At 70.0% G+C, this 23,803-nt stretch carries 20 protein-coding genes and 1 pseudogene; 17 read left to right on the top strand and 4 right to left on the bottom strand.

Annotation, left to right across the window (positions count from 1 at the left end):
* Positions 1 to 233 precede the first annotated feature (233 nt).
* Together HWX03_RS07265 and HWX03_RS07260 are read right to left on the bottom strand one after the other, a co-directional pair.
* Positions 234 to 647 (bottom strand): annotated as a pseudogene (locus HWX03_RS07265) (MFS transporter); the annotation flags it as partial.
* 293 nt (positions 648 to 940) lie between these two features.
* Positions 941 to 1,837, bottom strand: a complete 897-nt coding sequence (locus HWX03_RS07260) for a LysR family transcriptional regulator (protein WP_174386199.1) — start codon at positions 1,835 to 1,837, stop codon at positions 941 to 943.
* A 148-nt stretch (positions 1,838 to 1,985) separates the two neighbouring features.
* Between HWX03_RS07260 and HWX03_RS07255 the strand changes: the two genes are divergently transcribed.
* The 15 genes from HWX03_RS07255 (at position 1,986) to HWX03_RS07185 (ending at position 18,530) form a co-directional block, all read left to right on the top strand.
* Positions 1,986 to 3,257: an MFS transporter gene (locus HWX03_RS07255; protein ID WP_175820774.1), complete on the top strand. Its 1,272-nt coding sequence runs from the start codon at positions 1,986 to 1,988 to the stop codon at positions 3,255 to 3,257.
* 71 nt (positions 3,258 to 3,328) lie between these two features.
* Positions 3,329 to 4,231 (top strand): amidohydrolase family protein, encoded by a 903-nt coding sequence (locus HWX03_RS07250; protein ID WP_175820775.1) that lies wholly within the window; start codon positions 3,329 to 3,331, stop codon positions 4,229 to 4,231.
* On the top strand, positions 4,228 to 5,115 hold the full coding sequence (locus HWX03_RS07245; RefSeq protein WP_174386202.1) for an oxaloacetate decarboxylase: 888 nt from the start codon (positions 4,228 to 4,230) through the stop codon (positions 5,113 to 5,115). The genes HWX03_RS07250 and HWX03_RS07245 overlap by 4 nt, the downstream gene beginning before the upstream one ends.
* A gap of 64 nt (positions 5,116 to 5,179) precedes the next feature.
* Positions 5,180 to 6,508, top strand: a complete 1,329-nt coding sequence (locus HWX03_RS07240) for an MFS transporter (protein WP_175870827.1) — start codon at positions 5,180 to 5,182, stop codon at positions 6,506 to 6,508.
* A gap of 174 nt (positions 6,509 to 6,682) precedes the next feature.
* Positions 6,683 to 8,095, top strand: coding sequence for a lysine 2,3-aminomutase (locus HWX03_RS07235; protein ID WP_175870826.1), 1,413 nt, complete (start codon positions 6,683 to 6,685; stop codon positions 8,093 to 8,095).
* Positions 8,092 to 9,237: an FAD-binding oxidoreductase gene (locus HWX03_RS07230; RefSeq protein ID WP_175870825.1), complete on the top strand. Its 1,146-nt coding sequence runs from the start codon at positions 8,092 to 8,094 to the stop codon at positions 9,235 to 9,237. Before HWX03_RS07235 ends, HWX03_RS07230 begins: the two co-directional genes overlap by 4 nt.
* A complete protein-coding gene (locus HWX03_RS07225; RefSeq protein WP_175870824.1) occupies positions 9,234 to 10,589 on the top strand; it encodes a SidA/IucD/PvdA family monooxygenase in 1,356 nt (451 codons plus the stop codon). Before HWX03_RS07230 ends, HWX03_RS07225 begins: the two co-directional genes overlap by 4 nt.
* A 15-nt stretch (positions 10,590 to 10,604) precedes the next feature.
* Positions 10,605 to 11,870, top strand: a complete 1,266-nt coding sequence (locus tag HWX03_RS07220; protein ID WP_175870823.1) for an ATP-grasp domain-containing protein — start codon at positions 10,605 to 10,607, stop codon at positions 11,868 to 11,870.
* A gap of 13 nt (positions 11,871 to 11,883) precedes the next feature.
* Complete coding sequence (locus HWX03_RS07215) at positions 11,884 to 13,479, top strand: methionine--tRNA ligase (protein WP_175870822.1); 1,596 nt, start codon at positions 11,884 to 11,886, stop codon at positions 13,477 to 13,479.
* Positions 13,476 to 14,657, top strand: coding sequence for a CoA transferase (locus tag HWX03_RS07210; RefSeq protein WP_175870821.1), 1,182 nt, complete (start codon positions 13,476 to 13,478; stop codon positions 14,655 to 14,657). Before HWX03_RS07215 ends, HWX03_RS07210 begins: the two co-directional genes overlap by 4 nt.
* On the top strand, positions 14,644 to 14,994 hold the full coding sequence (locus tag HWX03_RS07205) for a cupin domain-containing protein (protein WP_174386210.1): 351 nt from the start codon (positions 14,644 to 14,646) through the stop codon (positions 14,992 to 14,994). Before HWX03_RS07210 ends, HWX03_RS07205 begins: the two co-directional genes overlap by 14 nt.
* Positions 14,984 to 16,141 (top strand): FAD-dependent oxidoreductase, encoded by a 1,158-nt coding sequence (locus tag HWX03_RS07200; RefSeq protein ID WP_175870820.1) that lies wholly within the window; start codon positions 14,984 to 14,986, stop codon positions 16,139 to 16,141. Before HWX03_RS07205 ends, HWX03_RS07200 begins: the two co-directional genes overlap by 11 nt.
* Positions 16,093 to 17,016, top strand: coding sequence for an AEC family transporter (locus HWX03_RS07195; RefSeq protein WP_059241116.1), 924 nt, complete (start codon positions 16,093 to 16,095; stop codon positions 17,014 to 17,016). Before HWX03_RS07200 ends, HWX03_RS07195 begins: the two co-directional genes overlap by 49 nt.
* Positions 17,017 to 17,086: 70 nt before the next feature.
* Entirely contained in the window at positions 17,087 to 17,998 is a 912-nt protein-coding gene (locus tag HWX03_RS07190) for an amidohydrolase family protein (protein ID WP_175870819.1), read from the top strand.
* A 61-nt stretch (positions 17,999 to 18,059) separates the two neighbouring features.
* Positions 18,060 to 18,530, top strand: a complete 471-nt coding sequence (locus tag HWX03_RS07185; protein WP_175870818.1) for a hypothetical protein — start codon at positions 18,060 to 18,062, stop codon at positions 18,528 to 18,530.
* Positions 18,531 to 18,545: 15 nt separating this feature from the next.
* On the opposite strand, the gene dhaL is transcribed toward HWX03_RS07185, so the two are convergent.
* Together dhaL and HWX03_RS07175 are read right to left on the bottom strand one after the other, a co-directional pair.
* A complete protein-coding gene (gene dhaL / locus HWX03_RS07180) occupies positions 18,546 to 20,246 on the bottom strand; it encodes a dihydroxyacetone kinase subunit DhaL (protein WP_175870817.1) in 1,701 nt (566 codons plus the stop codon).
* Between the two features lie 247 nt (positions 20,247 to 20,493).
* On the bottom strand, positions 20,494 to 21,630 hold the full coding sequence (locus tag HWX03_RS07175) for a sigma 54-interacting transcriptional regulator (protein ID WP_175870816.1): 1,137 nt from the start codon (positions 21,628 to 21,630) through the stop codon (positions 20,494 to 20,496).
* Positions 21,631 to 22,083: 453 nt separating this feature from the next.
* On the opposite strand from HWX03_RS07175, the gene msuE reads away from it, so the two are divergent.
* Complete coding sequence (gene msuE, locus HWX03_RS07170; RefSeq protein WP_175870815.1) at positions 22,084 to 22,644, top strand: FMN reductase; 561 nt, start codon at positions 22,084 to 22,086, stop codon at positions 22,642 to 22,644.
* Between the two features lie 36 nt (positions 22,645 to 22,680).
* Positions 22,681 to 23,784 (top strand): dimethylsulfone monooxygenase SfnG, encoded by a 1,104-nt coding sequence (gene sfnG / locus HWX03_RS07165; protein WP_175870814.1) that lies wholly within the window; start codon positions 22,681 to 22,683, stop codon positions 23,782 to 23,784.
* Positions 23,785 to 23,803 lie beyond the last annotated feature (19 nt).

Raw genomic sequence — 23,803 nt, 5'->3', positions numbered from 1 at the left:
TGAAGGGTCGCGCGCTTCGGTTCGACCGGATTCCGATCGAGCTTGTCAGCGATTGTAGTGACGGCTGGCACACCCCAACAGCGCTGCACGTGGGCACATCGTGTTGTCCGGACGGCAACAATCCGGCAGCAGCTTCAGCCGCCCGAAATGCACATCGCCCGCCGTCCGTTGCGGGACGGCGGGCGATGCAAGGGATGCCGTTTATGGGAAGCCGGGCGCTGCCGGCGCGCGGGTCAGCCCGGTTGACCGGGGAGCGTGTCGCCGCGCAGCGAACACCCGCGCGTCTCGATCACCGCCGGCAGCGCGACCAGCCCGACCGCGCACGCAGCCATCATGTAGTACGCGGGAATCAGCGCGTTGCCGGTCTTGCCGATCAGCCAGTCGTTGACGATCGGCGCGGTGCCGCCGAACAGCGACGTCGACACGTTGTACGCGATCGCCATGCCCGCATACCGGACGTGGGTCGGGAACATCGCCGGGAACATCGCGGAAATGGTGGCGAGCTGCGGCACGTAGAGCACACCGAGCACCGCGAACCCGATGAAGGCGCCGAGCAAACCGTGCGTCATCAGCGTGAACATCGGCACGGCCGCGACGAACAGCCCGACGAGCGAGATCCACCACATCGTCTTGCGGCCGAGCCGGTCGCCGAGCGACCCCCAGAACAGGCCGCCGAGCGGGCGGATCAGGAACGAGATCGCGAACGTGCCGAGTGCGAACAGCGTCGCGCTCGCGGTGTTGCCGGGAAACAGCGCGGCGGAAACGGAAGCCCACGATGGCACGTATCGCATGAGGGATCCTCGCTATCAGCATGCGCCCGGGCGGGCGCCGACGAGGATCAAGGTAATCCCGCCAATTCGCGATGCCCGATGTCATAGGACGATGTTGGGATCGGGTTTTTCCCGTGCCGGGGCGGCCCGTGTGCCGGCGGGCCGGATGCTCAGGACCGCGTATCGGCCGACGGCAGCAGCGCGGCGAAACGGTCCGCGAGCGTCGGGCGCGACCGTGCGGGCCAGATCGCGCTCAGTTCGAAATTCGGCAGCGCGGCGCCGTCGCGAATCGGGCTGTATGCGACCCCGTCGAACGCGAACGCGTGGATCGAGCGCGGCAGCAGCGACACGCCGCACCCGGCGGCGACGCATGCGACGACGGTCAGCGTGCGGTTCACGTCGAGCACGATGTCCACCGGATGACCGGCCTGGCGGAACGCGCTGAGGATGCCCGCGCGGATCAACGGCAGCTGATCGTGCGGAAACCACACGAGGCCGGCCGCGGCGAGATCGGCCAACGTCACCGTGCCGTCGGGCTGGTGCGGGAACGCCGTCGGCAGCACGGCGACGAGCGGATCGCGCCGGATCAGCTTCTCGCGCATCCGGCCGTTGACCGCGACCGGCGTATGCAGCAGCCCGATGTCGATCTCGCCACGCTCGAGCGCGATCGCCTGCTCGGCATTGCTCATCTCGCTCATCACGAGCTCGACGTCGGGCGCGCTTTCGCGCAGCGCCCGGATCGCGCGCGGCAGCGTATCGAACAGCGCCGCGCTGACGAAGCCGATGGTCAGGCGCCCGGCGCGCTGTGCACCGATCTCGCCCGCCCGGTGCGCGGCCGCGTCGAGCCGCGCGACGCTCAGGCGCAGGTCGTCGACCATCGCGAGCCCGGCCGGCGTGAGCGTCGCGCCGCGTCGCGATCGCTCGAACAGCCGGACGCCCAGTTCCTTTTCCATCCGGTTCAGCGCCTGGCTGAGCGCCGGCTGCGCGATACCCAGTTCGCTGGCGGCGCGCGTAAAGCTGCCGGAATCCGCGATCGCGAGAAAGTAGCGGACGTGCCTGATTTCCATAAGCGTGCGTTATGAATAATTATTCGAATCATAGTAGCGAATTATCCAAATGATTCATAGGATGCACATCGGGCGTTGTCGAACCCGGCCGCGCCCCCGGTAGCGGCGCGATCAGGCGACGCACGGCGACGACACGAGGAGACCTCCGTTGACCTGGATGCGCGAACTCTCGACGACCGAACGGCGCACGTTGCGCGGCTGCTTTGCGGGCTGGGCGCTCGACGGCCTCGACACCCAGATGTTCAGTCTCGTGATTCCGGCGCTGCTCGCGACCTGGAGCATCGGCAAGGGGCAGGCCGGCCTGATCGGCGGCGCGACGCTCGTGTCGGGCGCGCTCGGCGGCCTGCTGGCCGGCGCGATCGCCGATCGCTACGGGCGCGTGCGGGCGCTGCAGATCACCGTGTGCTGGTTCTCCGCCTTCACGTTCCTGAGTGCGTTCGCGCAGAACTTCGAGCAGTTGCTGGTGCTGAAGGCGCTGCAGGGGCTCGGCTTCGGCGGCGAATGGACCGCGGGCGCGGTGCTGCTCGCGGAGACGGTCGGCGCGCGTCACCGCGGCAAGGCGATGGGCGTCGTGCAGAGCGCGTGGGGATTCGGCTGGGGCGCGGCGGTGCTGCTGTACATGATCGTGTTCGCGTGGCTGCCGCCCGAGTGGGCGTGGCGCGTGCTGTTCGCGATCGGCGCGCTGCCCGCGCTGCTGGTGCTGTATATCCGCCGCGCGATTTCCGAGCCGCCGCGCGCGCAGCCTGCGCCCGCACAGACGGGCGATGCGTCGACGGTGGGCATCTTCGACCGGTCGGTGCTGCGCACGACGGTGGTCGGCGGCCTGATCGGCGTCGGCGCGCACGGCGGCTATCACGCGATCACGATCTGGCTGCCGACCTACCTGAAGACCGAGCGGCACCTGTCGGTGCTCGGCACCGGCGCGTATCTGGCGGTCGTGATCGTCGCGTTCATCTGCGGCTGCTTCCTGAGTGCATACCTGCAGGACCGGATCGGCCGGCGCCGCAACGTGATGCTGTTCGCCGCGTGCTGCGCGGTGATGGTGAACCTGTACGTGTTCCTGCCGCTGAACGACGTCGCGATGCTGCTGCTCGGGTTTCCGCTCGGGCTGTGCTCGGCCGGCATCCCGGCGACGCTCGGCACGCTGTTCAACGAGCTGTATCCGCAGCACGTGCGTGGACGCGGGGTCGGCTTCTGCTACAACTTCGGCCGCATCGTGTCGGCGGGCTTTCCGGTGCTGGTCGGGCGCATGGGCGAATCGTTGCCGCTCGGCACGGCGCTCGGCATCGACGCGGGCATCGCGTACGGGCTGGTCGTGATCGCGGTGTGGTTCCTGCCGGAAACGCGCGGGCGCCGCCTGCCCGATGCGGCCGCCGGGCCGGGCGCCGACGGCGACGCACGCGCCGGCGCATCGCTGTAGTTTTCGTCTTTCGTTCATTCCGTCGCCTGTCGCCCGCTGCCGGGCCGGGCACCTCTTGCAGGCAAGTCGTCATGGATCGAGCAGTGAATCCGCCGGTCGAACCGGTTTCAGCGGCGCCGGACCCGGCCGCGTGGTACGCATCCCCGGCGGCCGTCGCGGCGGTCGACGCCCATGCGCACGTGTTCGCGCGCGGCCTGCCGCTCGCGCCGGTCGTGCGCCATGCACCCGACTACGATGCGTCGCTCGACGCGTACGTCGCGCATCTCGCCGCGCACGGCATCACGCACGCGGTGCTGGTGCAGCCGAGTTTTCTCGGCACCGACAATGCGTTCTTCGTCGACGTGCTGCGGCGTTACCCGAGCCGCTTTCGCGGTGTCGCGGTGGTCGATCCGGTGATCGACGACGACGCGCTCGCCGCGCTGGACCGCGCGGGCGTCGTGGGCATGCGGCTCAATCTGGTCGGCCTGCCGATTCCGGATTTCGGCACGCGGGTGTGGCGCGCGCTGTTCGCACGCATCAATGCGCTCGGCTGGCATGTCGAGATTCATCGCGACGCGGCCGACCTGCATGCGATCGCCGCGAGCCTGCTCGCGCAAGCGTGCACACTCGTGATCGACCATTTCGGCCGCCCGTCGCCGACGCTCGGCGAACGCGATCCCGGCTTCCGTCACCTGCTGTCGCTCGCCGATACCGGACGCGTGTGGGTCAAGCTGTCGGCCGCGTACCGCAACAGCCTGACCGGCGACGGTACCGATACCGCGCTCGGCGCCGCGCAGGCGCTGCGCGGCGCGTTCACGGCCGAGCGGCTCGTGTGGGGCAGCGACTGGCCGCATACGCAGCATCGCGAGCGTGTCGATTTCGGCGCGACCTGCGCGGCGCTCGAACGCTGGCTGCCGGACCCCGGCGAGCGCACGCGCGTGCTGCGCGACTCGCCGCGCACCCTGTTCCGTTTCGACCAACGAGGCCTTGCATGACCGATCACACCGCCCTTCGTCGCGCCGCGTTCCGGCGCAGCATCGCCGCCCGCCAGGGGCTGCTCGTCGCCGGCACGTTCAATGCGCTGAGCGCGCGGATCGCCGCCGATCTCGGTTTCGGCGCGCTGTACCTGAGCGGCGCCGGCGTCACCAACATGTCGCTCGGCCTGCCGGATCTCGGCTTCGTCGGGCTCGGCGAGTTGGCCGAGCACACCGCGCGCGTGCGCGACGCCGTCGGTCTGCCGCTGATGGTCGATGCCGATACCGGTTTCGGCAACGCGCTGAACGTGCTGCACACGGTTCGCACGCTCGAACGCAGCGGCGCAGACGCGATCCAGCTCGAGGACCAGGTGCTGCCGAAGAAATGCGGTCACTTCGCGGGCAAGGAAGTGATTCCGGCCGCGGAAATGGTCGGCAAGCTGAAGGCGGCCGTCGATGCGCGCGTCGATCCGAACCTGCTGATCGTCGCTCGCACCGATGCGGCCGCCGTGCACGGCATCGACGACGCGATCGAGCGCGCGCACCGCTATGCGGAAGCGGGCGCCGACGTGCTGTTCATCGAGGCGATGGATACGCCGGAGGACGTCGAACGGCTGCCCGCGCTGTTCGACACGCCGCAGCTCATCAACATCGTGATCGGCGGCAAGACGCCGACCCGCTCGCGCGACGAACTGGCGCGCCTCGGCTACGGCGTCGTGCTGTATGCGAATGCGGCGCTGCAGGGCGCCGTGCACGGGATGCAGGCCGCGCTGACCGCATTGCGCGACACGGGCCGGCTCGACGAAAACCCCGCGCTCGTCGCGCCGTTTGCCGAACGGCAGCGGCTCGTCGACAAGGCGCGCTTCGACGCGCTCGACGCGCGCTACGCGGCCGGGCAGCCGTAAGGCCGGCATGCGGCACGGGCGGCCGCTTGCCGGCCGCCCGAAACAGAACGAACAGGAGACAACCGTGGCAACTTCCCCAACCGGGGCGGCCGACGCGCCGCCGCGCATCGGCTCGATCGTCGGCGGGCTCGCCGGCAACCTGATCGAGTGGTACGACTTCCTCGCGTACAGCATCTTCTCGATCTACTTCGCGCCGTCGTTCTTTCCCGCCGACCGGCCGACCGTGCAACTGATGAACACTGCGGCGATCGCGGCGGTCGGCTACGTCGCGCGGCCGGCGGGAAGCTGGCTCGTCGGCCTGTACGCGGACCGGCACGGGCGCAAGGCCGCGCTGACCAAGTCGGTGCTCGCGATGTGCGTAGGCTCGATGCTGATCGCCGTCACGCCCGGCTACGCGACGATCGGCATGCTCGCGCCGGCGCTGCTCGTCGCCGCGCGGCTGCTGCAGGGTCTCAGCATGGGCGGCGAATACGGCACCAGCGCGACCTACCTGAGCGAGATCGCACCGCCGAACCGGCGCGGCTTCTACGTCGGCTTCCTGCAGGTGAGCGTGGTCGCCGGCCAGCTCGTCGCACTCGGCCTGATGCTGGCGATGCAGCGGATCTTCGCCGGCACGCACGACATCGAGCGCTGGGGCTGGCGGATTCCGTTCTTCGTCGGCGGCGTGCTCGCGCTGTTCGCGCTGTACATGCGCCGCAACGTCGTCGAGAGCGACGCGTTCGTCGCGAGCCGGGCGCGTGCGGCGAAGACGTGCGTGACGGCCGATCTCGCGGCGCACTGGCGCGAATTGCTGCTTGCGATCGGCATCACGATCGGCGGCACCGTCGCGTTCTATACGTACACCGTCTACATGCAGAAATACCTGGTCAACTCCGTCGGCCTGCACAAGGAAACGGCGACCTGGATCTGCACGCTCGCGCTGCTGCTGTACATGCCGCTGCAGCCGCTGTTCGGGCTCGTGTCGGATCTCGTCGGGCGCCGGCCCGTGCTGCTGTGGTTCGGGCTCGGCGGCACGCTGCTGTCCGTGCCGATCTTCACGGCGCTCGCGCACGTGCACGAGCCGCTCGCCGCGTTCGCGCTGGTGTTTGCCGGGCTCGTCGTGCTGAGCGGATTCACGTCGGTACACATGCTGGTCAAGGCCGAGCTGTTCCCGCCGCAAATTCGCGCGCTGGCGGTCGGGCTGCCTTATGCGCTGACGACGGCGATCCTCGGCGGCACGACCGAATTCGTCGCGCTGCGGCTGAAGGCGGTCGGCAACGAGACGATGTTCTTCTGGTACGTGGCGGCCTGCGCGGCGATTTCGCTGGTCGTGTACTGGCGGATGCCGGAAACCCGTCCGGCAACGCGCGAACAGGTGGCGCGGCCGGCGGTGGGCGTCGCCGCACCACGCTGAATTGGTGCGAAGCCGCATGCGAAACGCTTATGGATAAATAACACCGGCGTAATGCTTCGCCGCGGCGATTGCTTCTAGTATCTGCAGAACGCCGACGGGCTGCCTGGCCGTCGGCGCGGAGCAGACGAGACACACGACACACATTAGTACATCTAAAAAAATGGAGTCGAGTCAATGATCGAACTATCCGAGGGCCAACGGATATCCACGCACGACGGCGTGCCGGGCGGCGCGCCGCCGCGGCCGTCGATCCCGGTCCATCCCGTGTTCAAGGCGTACAACCGGTCGAAGCTGGACGACATCCCGCAGCTCGCGATGCTGCCGCCGCCGATGCGCGAGCAGATCGGGTTGGTCGCACGCGTGCTGCCGTTCAAGGTCAACCGTTATGTCGTCGAGCAGTTGATCGACTGGACGAACGTACCGGACGATCCGCTGTTCCGGCTGACGTTTCCGCAGCCCGACATGCTCGCGCCCGACGATCTCGGGGAGCTGGCCGTGCTGTCGCGCGACGCGGCGCGCCATGCGGACCTGGACGCGCTGGTCGGGCGCCTGCGCGCGCGGATGAACCCGCATCCGGCGGACCAGCGGCTCAACGAGCCGGCGCTCGACGGCGAGCCCTGCCCGGGCATCCAGCACAAGTATGCGCAGACGGTGCTGTACTTCCCGAGCCACGGGCAAACCTGTCACGCGTACTGCACGTTCTGCTTCCGCTGGCCGCAGTTCGTCGGCGACGCGTCGCTGAAATTTGCGTCGAGCGAAGCCGCGCGGCTGCACGCGTACCTGCGCGCGCACGGCGAAGTGACCGACCTGTTGATGACGGGCGGCGATCCGATGGTGATGAGCGCGGCGCGCCTGCGCGAGTATCTGATGCCGCTGCTGGAGCCGGGGCTCGAGCATGTCGGCAACATCCGGATCGGCACGAAGGCGCTGACCTACTGGCCGTACCGTTTCGTCAGCGATCCGGATACGCCCGAGCTGCTCGCGCTGCTGCGCACGCTGATCGATGCCGGGCGCAACGTGACCGTCATGGCGCACCTGAACCACTGGCGCGAACTGTCGACGGAGATCGCCGAGCAGGCCGTGACGAACCTGCGTCGCATCGGCGTCGTGATCCGCTCGCAGGGGCCCGTGCTGCGCCATATCAACGACGACGCGGAAGTCTGGCGGCGCAACTGGGTCGGGCAGGTGCGGCTCGGCATCGTGCCGTACTACATGTTCGTCGAGCGCGATACGGGGCCGCGCGGCTATTTCGAGCTGCCGCTCGCGCGGGCACTCGACCTCTACAACACCGCGGTCGCATCGGTGTCGGGGCTTGCGCGCAGCGCGCGCGGCCCGTCGATGAGCGCAGGCCCCGGCAAGGTCGAGGTCGCGGGCACGCTCGAGCTGCAGGGGCAGCGCTACTTCCTGCTGAATTTCCTGCAGGCGCGCGATCCGCGCTGGCTGCGCCGGCCCTTTCTCGCGAAGTATTCGGCGACGGCCTGCTGGCTGGACCAGCTCGAACCGCCGGATGGCGAGCCCGCGTTCTTCTTCGATGCGCCGTACCGCGCATTCGTCGACGCGCATCGACACCAGCCGGAGCACGCATGAGGACGCCCGGCACACGAACCGCCGACGTCGCGATCGTCGGCGGCGGCTACACGGGGCTGTCCGCCGCGATCCACCTGGCGGAGCAGGGCGCGACGGTCGACGTTTGCGACGCTGATCCGCCGGGCGACGTACCGAGCGCATTCAACTTCGGTTCGGTCGCGAGCGTCGCGCCAGCGTTGCCGCGCGGCCCGGTTTCAGCCGCGCACGCGCAGGCCGCCGAGCGCACGGCGGCGCAGGCCATCGCGTACCTGAAGCGCTTCGCCGACGACCGCAACCTCGCATGCGGCTGGGCGCATCCGGGCCACATCACGCTCGCGTGCGACGACGCGTCGGCGGTGCAGCTGGCGCACCGGTTCGAGCACTACGCGGCGCAGCAGGATGCGTGCGTCGGGTGGCTCGACGCGCAGGCAGTCACGCAGGAAACCGGCGCGGCACACGCGATCGCCGGGCTGCTGAACCTGCGCTTCGCGCTGATCCGGCCGCGCGCGCTCCGCGATGCGATGCGGATGCGGGCCGCGACGCTCGGCGTGCGGATCCGGCGCGGCGCGCGCGTGCACGCCGTGCGGCTCGCGCCCGGAGCGGCCGTGCTAGACCTCGGCGGCGCGACGCTCGACGCCGGCACCGTGCTGGTGTGCGCGGAGGACGCGTGGCCGCTGCTGCCGGCCGACGTGCGCCCGCCGCTCGAACGCTACGGCACGCACCTGCTGGCGACCCGCATCCTCGACGACGTGGCGCGGCGCCGCATTTCGCGACAGCCGCGCGTGTACGGCACGCTGTCCGCCGACAAGGACTATTTCCGGCTCGACGACAGCGGGCGGCTGCTGTTCGGCAGCCGGCTCGGCCTGTCGGCCGATATGCCGCCCGCGGGCGTCGAAGCCGCATTGCGCGCGCGGCTCGCCGCGTATTTCCCGGCGCTCGAGCATGTGGGCGTCGAACACGTGTGGTCCGCGCCGCTCGGCTTCACCGCGCTCGGCGTGCCGCACGTCGGCATGGCCGGGCGGCTCGGCTGGTGCGGCGGCTATTGCGGCAGCGGGATCGCCGCGGCCGTTCACGGCGGCGCGGCGCTGGCCGCGCGCGTGCTCGGCCACGCCGACGACGTTGCCTTTCACGATTCGATCACCGGTGCCGGGGAGGCGCGATGAACACTTTCGAATTCCAGACGCTCGACGGCGCGAAGCCGCGGGCATTCGCCGGCGAAGAAGTCGACGTGCTCGGCATCGGCGTCGGTCCGTTCAACCTGAGCCTGGCGGCGCTGCTGGCGCCGCTGGACGGCCTGCGTTCGCTGTTCGTCGAGCGCCGGCCCGAGTTCCGTTGGCATCCGGGGCTGATGCTCGCCGATTCGTCGCTGACGACCAGCTTCCTGAAGGACCTCGTGACGCTGGCCGACCCGTGCAGCCGCTACTCGTTCATTGCGTTCCTGCAACGCACCGAACGGCTGTACTCGTTCGCGAACGCACGCTTTCCGACCGTGCGCCGCCGCGAGTTCGAACAGTACATGCAGTGGGTGTGCGCGTCGCTCGACAACCTGCGGTTCGACTGCGAAGTCGAAAGCGTCGTGCGCGACGGGCGCGCGCTGCGCGTCACGACCTCGCATGGTGTCGTGCGCACCGCGAACCTGGTGGTCGGCGTCGGCCTGCGCCCGACCGTGCCTGCCTGTGCGCGGCCGCACCTGGGCGCCGACGTGCTGCATTCGTCGCAGTTCTGCACCGTGCGACCGGCGCTCGCCGGCCGGCGCGTCGCGATCGTCGGCGGCGGCCAGAGCGGCGCCGAGCTCGCGCTGCACCTGCTCGGGTTGACGGGCGACGCCGCGCCCGCGCACATCGCATGGCTGACGCGGCGCGAGAACTTCCTGCCGATGGACGACTCGCCGTTCGTCAACGAATGGTTCGTGCCGCAATACAACGAACATTTCTCGCGGCTGTCGCCGCAGCGCAAGCGCGACGCGCTGGAGACACAGCGCCTCGCGAGCGACGGCGTCACGTTGCCGCTGCTGACGGCAATCTATCAACGGCTCTACGAGATCACGCACATCGAGGGACGCCCCGGCCATTGCGCGCTGATGCCCGGCCGCAGCATGGCGAACCTGCACCGCGCGGACGGCGGCTTCGTGCTGAGCGTCGACGACGGCACCGGCGTGCATGCGCCGCTGCACGCGGACGTCGTGCTGCTCGCGACGGGCAGCGAATTCCAGATGCCCGGTGCGCTCGAATCGCTGCGCTTCGAGATGCACACGCGCAACGGCGCGCCGGAACTCGACGACGACTATGCGGTGCGCTGGAACCGGCCGAGCGCCGCGCGGATTTTCTTCCAGAACGCCGCGCGCACGACGCGCGGCATCGCCGACCCGAACCTGAGCCTTGCCGCGTGGCGCAGCGGCCGGATCGCGAACGCGATCGCGGGCGCGTCCATCTACGAGGTCGGCACGCCGCCCGGATTCGTCGACTGGCCGCACCGCGACGCGCCGCAGGCCGCCACCCAACAACTCGTGAACTGACAGGAGCACCCCGCCATGACCCATGCACCGGCCATGCTGTATCTCGACACACGCGCGCTTCCGGGCGAGCGGATCGCCGAAATCGACGCGGCGCGCAGCCTCGGGCTCGCCCTCTATGTGGCGACGCCGACGCCGGACGCGTTCCGTTCGTTCGGCTGCGCCGGCATCATTCCGACGCGCCTCGGCGATTACGACGCGGCCGAGCGGACGATTCTCGACTACCTGCGCGAACATCGCGTCGAGCTGTCCGGCGTCGTCGCGTGGAAGGATCTCGAAGTGGTGCTCGCGAGCCGGCTGTCGCATCGGCTCGGCCTGCGCGGCACGGCGCCGGACGCCGCGCTCAACGTGCGCGACAAGGCCGCGACCCGCCGCGTGCTCGACGCGGTGCCGAACGCGAACCCGCGCTATGCGGTGGTCGGCAGCGAAGCCGAATTCACCGCCGCGCTGAAACGGATCGGCGCGCCCGCGCTGCTCAAGCCGGCCGGCAACTCCGGCAGCCGCGGCATCTTTCCGGTCGATGCGCACGCCGACCCCGTCGAGGTCTATCGCGCGTTTCGCGCGTACAACTCGCCGGAGAAGGGCGAGATGTTCAGCCTGTATGGCGATCACGCGCTGCTCGAGGAGCAGCTGACGGGCAGCGAGCATTCGGTGTCCGGCGTCGTCGCGCACGGCCGCGTCGCGATTAACGCGATCATCGACAAGACCTTCGACCGGTCGATCCCGATCCAGTACGAGAACGTGACGCCGTCGCTGCTGCCGGCCGACACGCAGGCGGCGATCCGCGACATGGTGCGCGCGGGCGTCGCGGCGACCGGCATCGACTGGTGCGGCTTCCACGCGGACGTGATGGTGACGCGCGACGGCCCGAAGATTCTCGAGATCGGCGGGCGGCTCGGCGGCGAGTTCATCAACTCGCATCTGATCCCGTACAGCGTCGCGGGCTTCTCGCCGTACCGCACCGTGCTCGATCTCGCGCGCGGCGCGATCGACGGTCCGCTCGACGACCGGCTCGGCACCGCATCGACGCGCGCGGGCCAGCGTATCGTGATGCCGCCGGGGCTCGGCCGTATCGCCCGCGTCGAGGGCTTCGAGCGGCTGTGGCGGCGGCCGGAACTGCGCTTCCTGCAGGTCGTCGCCGGCAAGGGCGCGCAGATGGCGTTGCCGAAGGACGTGTTCAAGGCGTACGAGATCGCGTACCTGATCGCACAGTGCGAGCTCGACCGCGACATCGTGGCGCTGCTGCGCGAACTCGCGGCCGACGTGACCGTCACGCTGGACTGACCCGGAGGCCATCATGCCGATCGACACGATCCGCGACCCGCGCCACTACCTGCTCGTGCCCGCGATGCCGGCGCCGAACGGGCGCCTGCACCTCGGTCATATCGCGGGCCCGTACCTGCGGCTCGACATGCTCGCGCGCCATCTGCGCAGCCGCGGCGAGGTCGCGCGCATCGCATGTGCGAGCGACCCGTACGATTCCTACATCCCGCTGCGCGCCGGGCAGGCCGGCATCGACGCGGCGGCGCTCGCGCGGCAGAGCTGCGCGGGCATCGTCGACGATCTCGCCGACATGAACATCGACGTCGACCTGTTCGTCGATCCGCTCGGCGATGCGCATCACGACGCGTACCTCGCCGCGCACGACGGGCTCGTCGCACGGCTGGCCGCGCAGCGGCGCGTGTCGACGGTGCGCGAGCGCCTGCCGTATTCGGCCGCGCGCGACGGTTACGTGACCGGCAGTTTCCTGCTCGGCCGCTGCCCGCAGTGCGCGCGCGACGTGTCGGGATTCTTCTGCGAGGACTGCGGCGCGCATTTCCAGCCGGAGGACGTGCGCGAACCGTCGGCGCGCTGGGGGGAGACGCTCGCGATGCGCGAGCAGGACAACCTGTTCTTCGACATCACGGATCCCGCCGCGCTGCTCGCGCAACTGACCGGCACCGAGACCGCAGCGGTGTTCGTCGACATCGCACGCCGCCATCTGGCGCGCGACGGCGCGCGTTTCCGCCTGACGAGCCACGCCGGCTGGGGGTTGCCGTATGTGCTCGACGGCGAGCCGCGCACGCTGTTCGGGCACGGGCTGCTGTTCGGCGCGATCCGCTTCGTCGGCGATCTCTATGCACGCAGGCACGGGCTGCGCGCCAACCCGTTCGATCGCGATTCGGACGTGATCACCGTCAACGGATTCGGGATCGACAATTGCGTGTCGCACCTGGTCGGCATCCAGGCGATGGCGATGGCCGACGGCGTGTCGAAGCCGTTCGACCGCTTCGTGATCAATCATTTCTACACGCTGGAAGGGCGCAAGTTCTCGACCAGCCTGCGCTGGGCGATCTGGGTCGAGGATCTCGCGGCGCGCACGCGCGTGCCGGCCGACGCAGTGCGCTTCTTCGTCGCGTCGACCAACCCGGTCGACGCACGCACGGACTTCGACCGCGATGCGTTCTGCCGCTTCGTGAACGGGCCGTACGCGACGGTGCAGCGGCATGTGGCCGAGGCAATCGGCGGGCCGCTCGCGGCGCGCGTGCCGACCGACGAGACGGCGCGGGCAGCCGAGGCGGCGTGGCGCGACGCGCAGCGCGCGATGGCTTTCGCGACGTTCGACCCGACGGCGCTGGCCGGCATCGTCGAGCGCTGGAGCGCGCGCTTCGGCGGCGCGCGCGCGGCGGGTGACCTGTACGGCTGGACCAAGGGTTTCGCGCTGCTCGCGTGGCCGCTGATGCCGGCGCTCGCGCAGACCGCGTGGCGTGCGCTCGGATTGCGCGGCGAGCCGAACGCGGGCGACTTCGCACGGCTGTCGTCGCCGGTCGTCACGCCGCTGGCGAGCTTCGACCCGGTCACGCCGGGAGATCTGGCGGCGGTCCTGCAGCCCGGCATGCGGGAGGTCGCATGATGGAAGGCGCACTCGAAGGGCTCGTGATCGTCGACCTGACGCGCGTGCTGGCCGGCCCGTTCTGCACGATGCTGCTGGCCGATCACGGCGCGCGCGTGATCAAGGTCGAGCGGCCGTCGACCGGCGACGATGCACGCGCGTACGGCCCGTGGTACGGCGGCAAGTCCGCGTATTTCGCGTCGCTCAACCGCGGCAAGGAGAGCATCGCGCTCGACCTGAAGGACCCGTCCGACCGCCGCGTGCTCGACGCGCTGCTCGAGAAGGCCGACGTCGTCACCGAGAACTTCCGGCCCGGCACGATGGCGCGCATCGGCTACGACTGGGACACGCTGCACGCGCGCTTCCCGCGCCTGATCTACGGCAGCGCATCGGGGTTCGGCCATACCGGACCGTATCGCGATCACCGTGCATACGACATGATCGTCCAGGGGATCGGCGGGATCATGAGCGTGACGGGCGAGCCCGGGCGCATGCCCGTGCGGGTCGGGCCGTCGATCGGCGATCTGGCGGCCGGCCTGTTCCTGACGACCGGGCTGCTGATGGCGCTCGTGCGGCGCGGTCGCACCGGGCAGGGCTCGAAGGTCGACATCGGCATGTTCGACTGCCAGCTCGCGCTGATGGAATATTTCATCGGCCGTTACTTCGCGACCGGCGAGGTCACGGGGCCGGTCGGCAGCTATCGGCCGGCGATCGCGCCGCCGTTCGGCGTCTACCGCGCGGCGGACGGCCCGCTCATCATCGCGGCCGGCAACGACAAGCTGTTCCGGCTGCTGTGCGACGCGCTCGGCGTGCCGGCGCTCGCGGCCGATCCGCGCTTCGCGGGCGGCGAGGCGCGCAAGGATCACGAGGCCGAACTCGAACGCACGCTCAACGGGTTGCTGGCGGCGCACGGCGTCGAGGCCTGGTGCGAGCGGTTCGCGCGCGCGGGGTTGCCGGCCGGCCCGATCAACCGGGTCGACCAGGCCGTCGTTCATCCGCAGACGGCCGCGCGCAACATGCTGATCGACGTCGACGATCCCGACGTCGGCCCGTACCGGCTCGTCGGGACGCCGATCAAGATCTCCGGCTGCCCCGATCCGGCCACGCGCCGGGCCGCGCCGGCGCTCGATCGCGACCGCGACGCGATTCTCGCGGAACTGGGCCTCGTCGGCGAGGAGGTGCACGATGAGCGCGCGTAAGTTTCCGCACGTCGGCGCGTTGCCGCCGGAGTCGCATGTGCGTGGCGTCGTGTTGCGCCAGGCCGATTTCGCCGGGCTCGGCGACGGCGAGATTCCGTTTCGCGGCGGCCTGTTTACGGTCGAGCCGAACTGCACGTCGCGGCTGGATGTTCATGCGGTACGCGAATGCTGGATGATCGCGCAGGGCAGCGGCCGGCTGACCTACGACGGCGAGCCCGTGCGCGTGCGGGCCGGCGACGTGCTGTATTTCGAATCGCACCGCTCGCACCAGGTGCAGAACGACGGCGCGACGCCGCTCGTGATCAGCACCGTCTGGTGGCAGGCCGATGCGGGTTGATCTCGCGATCGTCGGTGCGGGCGTGACGGGGGCGACGATCGCGCACGTGGCGGCGCGGCATGCGGGTGCGTTGCGCATTGCCGTGTTCGATGCGCGGCCGGCCGTGCAGACGGCCACGGCGCTGTCGGCCGGCGTGATCACGCCGTTCTGCGGCAGCGGCGAGCGCCGCGCCCGATCGCTGGTCGCGAACGCGTACTACGGTGCGTGGGCGCGGGCCGGATGCTGCGTGCGCGCCGCGCCGTTCGCCTTCGTTGCGGACGCACCCGATGCGGGCGGCCCGTTGCTCGAGCCGCCGGTGGCCGACAATCCGCCGGCCGCTGTCGCCGCACTGCTCGGCGCGTTGCCGGCCGGCGCGCATCTGTGGCACAGCGGCCGCGCGTGGCTGGTCGACGTGCCGCGGCTGGTCGCGCACTACCTGACGGGCGCGCACGCCGTCGAGCGCTTCGATGCGCCGGTCACGCACGTGACGCACGATGCCGGCGGCTGGACCGTCGTCGCCCACGGCGTGACGCTGCGCGCAGACCGGCTCATCCGCGCCAGCGGCCCGTGGCCGGCGGTCGACGGCGAGGCCGCCGGCGACGCGCGAACCGACATCGTCACGAAGAAGATCGTCGCGTTCGATGTCGACGGCCGCGGCTTGCCGCCCGCGCCGGACGCGCCGGTCGTCTACCTGCCCGACGCGCAGGCGTTTCTCGCACCGATGCATGCGCGGCGCGGCTGGCTGCTGAGCATCACGTCGCACGCGTGGGGCTGCGCTGCCGGCGCACGCGTCGCGCCGAGCGCCGCCGAGCGCGCCCTCGCGCACGCGCTGCTCGACCGTCATTTTCCGGGCCTGCGCGATGCCCATCTCGCCGCGCGCACGGCGGTCGACGGTTACACGGCCGACCGCAATCCGCGGGTCGCGCCGATCGGCCGCCACGGCTGCGCGGTGGCGGGCGCGTCGGGCTCCGGCGTGCGTTTCGCGCCTGCCCTCGCGTACGAGGCGCTCGCCGCCGTCGGGTTGCCGTTCGAACCCGATCCCGCGACGACCGCACCCGAGCCACTCCTCGGCACTCGGGCCGACCTGCCCGCTGCTTCCCTCTCCGAATCCGTCCAACCATGCATACCGAACTCGCCTGGATCGCCGTCGCACCCGCCTTCGCCCTGATCTGCATCGGCATCGCCGTGCGCCGCATCGCGCTGGTCGATGCGGCATTCTGGCCGTCCGCCGAAAAGCTCACCCACTACGTGTTGTTTCCCGCCTTCCTCGTGCATTCGATCGGACTGGCCGGGCCGCTCGACGCGTCGTCGAAATCGACGATCGTGCTGCTGACGGGGCTGACGCTCGCGGTGCTGGCCGCCGTCGTGCTCGGCTGCCGATGGTGTGCGGTGCCGCACGCGTCGTTCACGTCGATCGTCCAGGGCTCGATCCGCTTCAACAGCTACATCTTCCTGTCGGTCGCGTCGGGATTGCTGAGCCGCGCGGATTACGGGATCGCGGCGGTCGTCGTCGCGTACATGGTCGCGATCTCGAACACGCTCGTGCTGTTGTCGTTCGAGCATGGCCAGGCCGGCGGCCGCGGGCTCGTGCGGATCGTCGGCAAGGTGGCGGCGAATCCGCTGATCGTCGCGAGCGCGTTCGGGATCGTGCTGAACCTGACGGGCTGGCGCCTGCCCGCCGCCGTGGACCAGACCGTCGACGTGCTCGGCGGCGCCGCTCTGCCGTTGAGCCTGATCTGCGTGGGCGCCGCGCTGCGGCTGCCGCTGCCGCGCAAGGAGGCGGCACTCGTGCGCGCGGGGCTCGTGACCACCGCGATCCGGCTGGTCGGCTTTCCGCTGCTCGCGCTGACCGCGACGAAGGCGTTCGCGGTGACGCCGCTGTCCGGGAACCTGATCCTGCTCTATTCGGTACTGCCGTGCGCGAGCAACTCGTACGTGCTGTCCACGCAGTACGGCGGCAACCATCGGCTGATGGCGTTCGTCGTCGCGCTGTCGACGGTGCTGTCGTTCGTCCCGATATTCCTCGTCGCGCGCACGATGTAGGCTGATGCGCCGCTTCGCGGCCGGCGGGGCCGTGCCGTTCACCTCAATCGAAAAAATACAGGAGACACCCATGATTTCGAGGCGCTCGTTCAACCGCGCACTCGCCGGACTCGCGATGGCCGAGGTGCTGGGTGGATGCGCCGGCGCGACGCCGGGCACACGCGCGATCACCGGCGTTGACGCGCATGCGCACGTGTTCCTGAAATCGCTGCCGCTCGTGCCGGGCCATCGCTACACGATCGCGTACGACGCGTCGCTCGACCAGTATCTCGCGATGCTCGACCGGCACGGCATGTCGAACGGCGTGCTGATTCAGCCGAGCTTTCTCGGCACCGACAACCGCTATCTGCTTGCCGCGCTGCGCGCGCAGCCCGCGCGCTTGCGCGGCATCGTCGTGATCGATCCCGCGCGCGATGCGGAGCAGGTTGCCGCATGGACGCCGCTCGGCGTACGCGGGATCCGGCTGAACCTGATCGGCGAACGCGATCCGGATTTCGCCGGCGCGGCGTGGCGCGCGCTGTTTCCGCTGCTGCGCGCGCATCGCTGGCAGGTCGAGCTGCATGCGGAGGCCGCACGGTTGCCGGCGCTGATGCCGCCGCTGCTCGATGCGGGCGTCGACGTCTCGCTCGACCATTTTGGCCGGCCCGATCCGCGGCTCGGGATCGACGATCCCGGCTTCCGCTACCTGCTGACGACGGCGGCGACCCAGCGCGTGTGGGTCAAGGTGTCGGGCGCCTACCGGAACGACCGTCCCGACCGCTGGCAAGCGTCCGGGCTGACGGCGATGCGCGCGCTGCGCGACGCGTTCGGTACGCAGCGGCTCGTGTGGGGCAGCGACTGGCCGCATGTCGGGTACGAGGCGGCGGTCGACGATGCGCTCGCGTACCGGTACCTGGCGACGCTGTTGCCGGACGACGCCGGACGCCGGCAGGTACTGGTCGATACGCCGGCGGCGCTGTACCGGTTCGACGGAAACGGTTGAGCGGGCAGCCGGCCGGGCCGCGTGTGGCAGAATCGCGGCGAGTCCCGTTCGCGACGCCATCATGACCCCGACCACGCCTTCCTCCGCATCCATCCGCGAGCCGATGAGCCGTGTGACCACCGCGCTGCTCGTCGCCAGCATGCTGCTCTATCTCGTCGCGATGTTCACCGCGCCGTTTCGCACCGGCGCGCCGAATCCGCATCCATGGGCCGATGGCTGGGAGGTGCTGCTGACGGGCTGGACGGGCGTGCTCGTCGGCATTTATGCGTGGCTCGCGAATCCGCTCGTGTTCGGCGCGTGGTTACTGACCGTGAAGCGCTTGCGCGTGCAGGCGGCCGTGCTGGCCGCGCTTGCGCTGCTGTTCGGGCTGAGCTTCCTGTCGCAGCACCAGATCATGGTCAACGAGGCCGGCAGCGTCGAGCCGGTTTATCTCGATGCAATCGGCTACTGGTGCTGGCTCGCGAGTTTCGGCACGGCGCTGGCCGGCGCGATGCTGTTGTCGGGGCGGACGAAGGCGCCAGCGGCCGGCTGACGCGCACGGTGCCGTTCAGCGCACGTGCGGCTGCAACGCGCGCAACCAGTACGACACGGCCACCGCACCGCCGTCCGGCGTGCCGATCGCGCGCTCGCCGAGATAGCTGGCCCGTCCCGCGCGCGGCGTCATGCGCGCCGTTTCCTCCGCACCTTGCTCGGCCGCGTCGACGGCCGCCGTCCATGCGCTCGCGGGATCGCGATCGCTATCGAGCGCCCGGCCGAATGCGTCGACGGCCGGCACCAGCGCATCGAGCATCGTCCGGTCGCCTGCCTGCGCGCCGCCGAGTTCGCTGATCGCATCCACCGCCGCGCGGAATGCCGCGGCCCAATCACGCGGCGACGGCTCGGCGATATCGGCCAGCCGGCGCGACGCGCGCAGCAGGGCGGTCGCATAGAACGGCCCGGAGCTGCCGGCGATCGCGCGGCGCAACGCCGCGCCGAGCGCCGCGAATGCACCGGACGGCGTGCCGTACGCGGTGTCGGGCAATTCGAGGATCGCCTGCGCGGCGCGCCGCATGCTCGCGCCGAGATCGCCGTCGCCGGCTGCCGCATCGAGATCCGTCAGCGTCTGCTCGTGGTCGATCAGCGTCTGCGCCACGGCGTGCAGCGCCGGTTGCAGGCGCGCGGCCCACGCACGGCCGGCCGCATCGAGCGGTGGCAGCGGCGCGTCCTGCGACGCGGCCGCGGCCACGCGAATCTGCGTGTTCACGAGGCCGCCGCCCGGCCATGCGCGCGCCTGCGTCGGCGCGTCGAGCAGCGCCGCGCGCTCGTCGTTCAGCCGCAGCACCGAGATCGAGCAGCCCGGCATGTTCAGCGCGGACAGGAACGTGCCGGCCCACGCGCGCGCGACGACGATGCCGCGCCGGCTCAGGTTGTCGAACGCGGCGCGCAGCACGATTGCGAGTTCCATGTCCGGCGTCGCGCCGAGGCCGTTGACCAACAACGCGACGCGTTCGTCGCGGTCGAGCACGAGATCGGCGACGATGCTCGACAGCAGCGTGTCGGCCAGCGCATCGGCCGGCAGCGGCGCGCGGCGCTCGACGCCTTTCTCGCCGTGGATGCCGAGGCCCAGCTCGATCTCGTGATCGGCGAGGCTGAAGCCCGACTTGTCGGCGCCCGGGATCGTGCAGCCGTCGAGCGCGACACCCATCGTGCCGAGTTCGGCCGCCGCATCGCGCGCGATGCTCGCGACACGGGCAAGCGGCAGTCCGCGCGCGGCGGCCGCTCCCGCGAGCTTGTGGATCAGCACGGTGCCGGCGATCCCGCGTCGCTGGCCGCGCTCGACGCGGCCGCGCAGCGACACGTCGTCGGCGACGATGACGGTTTCGACCGGAATGCCTTCCGCGCGCGCCAGTTCGGCGGCGAGCCCGAAGTTGAGCCGGTCGCCGGTGTAGTTCTTCACGATCAGCAGCGCGCCGTTCGGGCCGGCGCTCGCGCGGATCGCGGCGAGTATGGCGTCGGTCGACGGCGACGTGAACACTTCGCCGCACACGGCCGCGCTCAGCATCCCTTCGCCGACATAGCCGCCGTGCGCGGGTTCGTGGCCGCTGCCGCCGCCGGACAGGATCGCGACCGGCCGCTGCGACGGCTCGGGCAGCGGCCGGCGGACGAGTACGTGCTCGTCGCCGAGGATCGCGAGATGCGGCGATTGCCGTGCGATGCCTTCCAGCACTTCTCGCACGACGTCGGACGGGCGGTTCACAAGCTTTTTCATGGCGACGGGTTCCGGACGGGTGAACAGGGCTCGGCCGGGCGCGCACGGGCGCTGGACGGCTTTCGTGTTGCGGAGGATCGTGCGTGGCCTGTTGCCTGTCGCGGACGGTCGTGTAACGGGCGACCGGATGCGGGGCGCGCAACGAAGCGTACGCTTCGCGCCACGATACATCAGGTTCGGACGTCGCGACACGGATCGCGGCGATGGCGCCATGGCGCCGGGCGGAACGGCGGCGCGCCGGGCGCCGCTATTTCAGCGCGGTGATCGCCTTCGCGCGAATCAGCCGCGCACGCAGCACGTTGCGGCTGATACCGAGCAGCTGCGCGGCCCGGATCTGGTTGCGGTGGCTGAATTCGAACGCGACACGCATCACCGTGTCCTCGATGTGTTCGAACAGGTTGCCGTGCCCGTCGTCGAACAGGTCGCGCAGCGCGTGTTCGAGCGCCGCCTGTGCGTCGGTGGACGAATCGGCTACGGGCGCGGCAACGGCCAGCAGACACGGCGGCGCGATGTGCAGGTCGGTGTCCTGCAGCGCGTCGTGGCGGCTCACGAGCAGCGCATGATGGATCACGTTCTCCAGTTCGCGGATATTGCCGGGCCAGCCGTGTGCCTCGAGCCGGCGCTCGGCGCGCGGATCGAGGCGGCGCGGCCCGCCGCCGAGCCGGTCGCGATAAATGTCGAAGAAGTGGCGCGCGAGCGGCAGGATGTCGCCCGGGCGGTCGCGCAACGGCGGGACCGCGAGCTGCACGACGTTGAGCCGGTAGAACAGGTCGCCGCGAAACTGCCTGGCCGCGACCGCCTGCTGCAAGTCGACGTTGGTCGCCGCGACCACGCGCACGTCGACCGGAATGCCCGTGCGCGAACCGAGCCGCACGACCTCGCGTTCCTGCAGCACGCGCAGCAGCTTGACCTGCATCGCGAGCGGCAGGTCGCCGATTTCGTCGAGAAACAGCGTGCCGCCGTGCGCGGCTTCGAACCAGCCGGGCTTCGCGCTGAATGCGCCCGTAAACGCGCCTTTCTCGTGGCCGAACAGTTCGCTGTCGACAAGCGTTTCGGAGAATGCGCCGCAGTTCACCGCGACGAACGGCCCGTCGCGACGGGCGCCGAGCTCGTGCACGTGGCGCGCGATCAGTTCCTTGCCGGTGCCTGTCTCGCCGACGATCAGTACGTTCGCGTCGCTCGGCGCGACGCTGCGAACCTGTTCGAGCAGCGCGAGCGAACGCGGATCGGCGAACACCTGCGCATGCGCGCGGGCCGGCGCGTGACGTTCGGGCAGCGTGAGCACGGGCGCCGCGCGCTCGGCGGGCTGAAGCCCGGCCGGGTCGCGGGAAGCGGTGACGACACGAAGGTTGAGCGGGCGCGGCGATGCGGAAATGGAAGTCATGGCGATGAACCGTTGGATGGCCGGGCAAAGCGGGCCGGCTGCTGCGTGGTCAGCAGAGTGTTGAACGTTTCGCCGTGCGCGAAAAGCATCGATTTCTGATAACCAAAGCGCGATTGCTGCGGAACCAGCAATGGTGCGGAAGAGCGGCGGTGCGGTGCCGTCACGACGTCGAATTGGGCGTTATCGCGCGTGATGGGCTGCTGCCTGATCAGCAGTACATCAGCAGACTCGCTGCCCCCGGTTCATCGTGTGGCGGAATATCGATGTGACGCGCGAGCCGGAACGCTTGCCACTGTTGCGTATTTGGCCGAGCGCCATTTCTGGCGGGCGATGGCGAAAAGTTTCGTGATGCAGACGACTTTTCCGTCATGCACCCGCGCTAATGGCACGCTCCTTGCTGACCCGAACCGGTATCGCCGCACCGCACGCGGCTCTACCACGGGAACGCATTGCATGAGCCACACCCTCAACGTCGTCGCGATATCGGGCAGCCTGCAGCGGCCGTCGCGCACGCTGGTGCTGACCGACGCGATCGTCACGACGCTCGGCGCGGCGCTGCCGATCGATACGCGGCTGATCGAACTCGGCGAGATCGGCAGCCGGCTGGCCGGCGCGCTGACGCGCGCGCAGGTGCCGGCCGATCTCGATGTGCTGATCCGCGCGATCGAGACGGCCGATGCGCTCGTCGTCGCGAGCCCGGTGTATCGCGCGTCGTACACGGGCCTCTTCAAACATCTGTTCGACCTCGTGCGTCACGATGCGCTCGTCGACGTACCGGTGCTGCTCGCGGCCACCGGCGGCAGCGAGCGTCATGCGCTCGTGATCGACCACCAGCTGCGCCCGTTGTTCAGCTTCTTCCAGGCGCGCACGCTGCCGATCGGCGTGTATGCGTCCGAAAGCGATTTCGATCAGTACCAGATCGCCAGCCCGGCGTTGCGCGAGCGCATCGCGCTCGCCGTGGACCGCGCGGTGCCGCAGCTGCGCCCGCATGCGCTTTCCGTCGCGGCCGCGTGAGCCGCTTTTCGTTTCCCTTTCGACCAGGACACCTTCATGAGCCTTCCCGACCCTTCCGCCGACGGCGTCAAATTCGCGTACTGGGTGCCGAACGTCAGCGGCGGCCTTGTCGTCAGCACGATCGAGCAGCGTACCGACTGGAGCCTCGAATACAACCAAAAGCTCGCGCGCACGGCCGAAGCGGCCGGCTTCGACTACGCGCTGAGCCAGATCCGCTTTACGGCCGGTTACGGCGCCGAATACCAGCACGAGTCGGTGTCGTTCAGCCAGGCGCTGCTGCATGCGACGACGAAGCTCAAGGTGCTCGCCGCGATCCTGCCGGGGCCATGGCATCCGGCCGTGGTCGCGAAGCAGCTCGCGACGATCGACCACATCTCGAACGGGCGCATCGCGATCAACGTCGTGAGCGGCTGGTTCAAGGGCGAATTCACCGCGATCGGCGAGCCGTGGCTCGAGCACGACGAACGCTATCGGCGTTCGAAGGAATTCATCCAGGCGCTCAAGGGCATCTGGACGCAGGACAATTTCACGTTCAAGGGCGACTTCTACCGCTTCAACGATTACACGCTGAGCCCGAAGCCGGTGCAGAAGCCGCACCCGGAAATCTTCCAGGGCGGCAGCTCGCGCGCGGCGCGCGACAACGCGGCGAGCGTGTCGGACTGGTATTTCACGAACGGCAACACGCCGGAGAACCTGAAGGCGCAGATCGACGACATCCGCGCGAAGGCGGCCGCGAACAACCATCGCGTGCGCATCGGCGTCAATGCGTTCGTGATCGCGCGCGACACCGAGGAAGAAGCGCAGGCCGTGCTCGACGACATCATCCGGCATGCGCACGTCGAGGCCGTGCACGCGTTCGGCGATGCGGTGAAGCAGGCCGGCAAGGCGTCGCCCGAAGGCGAGGGCAACTGGGCGAAATCGACGTTCGAGGATCTCGTTCAGTACAACGACGGCTTTCGCACGAACCTGATCGGCACGCCGCAGCAGATCGCCGAGCGGATCGTCGCGCTGAAGGCGATCGGCGTCGATCTCGTGCTGGCCGGGTTCCTGCACTTCATCGAGGAAGTCGAGTACTTCGGCAAGCGCGTGCTGCCGCTCGTGCGTGAACTGGAGGCGCAGCGGCAGGCCGTTGCCGCGTGACGCTGTGACTCGCCGCAAG

Origin of the sequence: Burkholderia sp. BCC0397 (genome assembly GCF_902832865.1) — a bacterium.
Taxonomy (GTDB): Bacteria; Pseudomonadota; Gammaproteobacteria; order Burkholderiales; family Burkholderiaceae; genus Burkholderia.
This window is presented reverse-complemented; position numbering and strand designations above follow the sequence as displayed.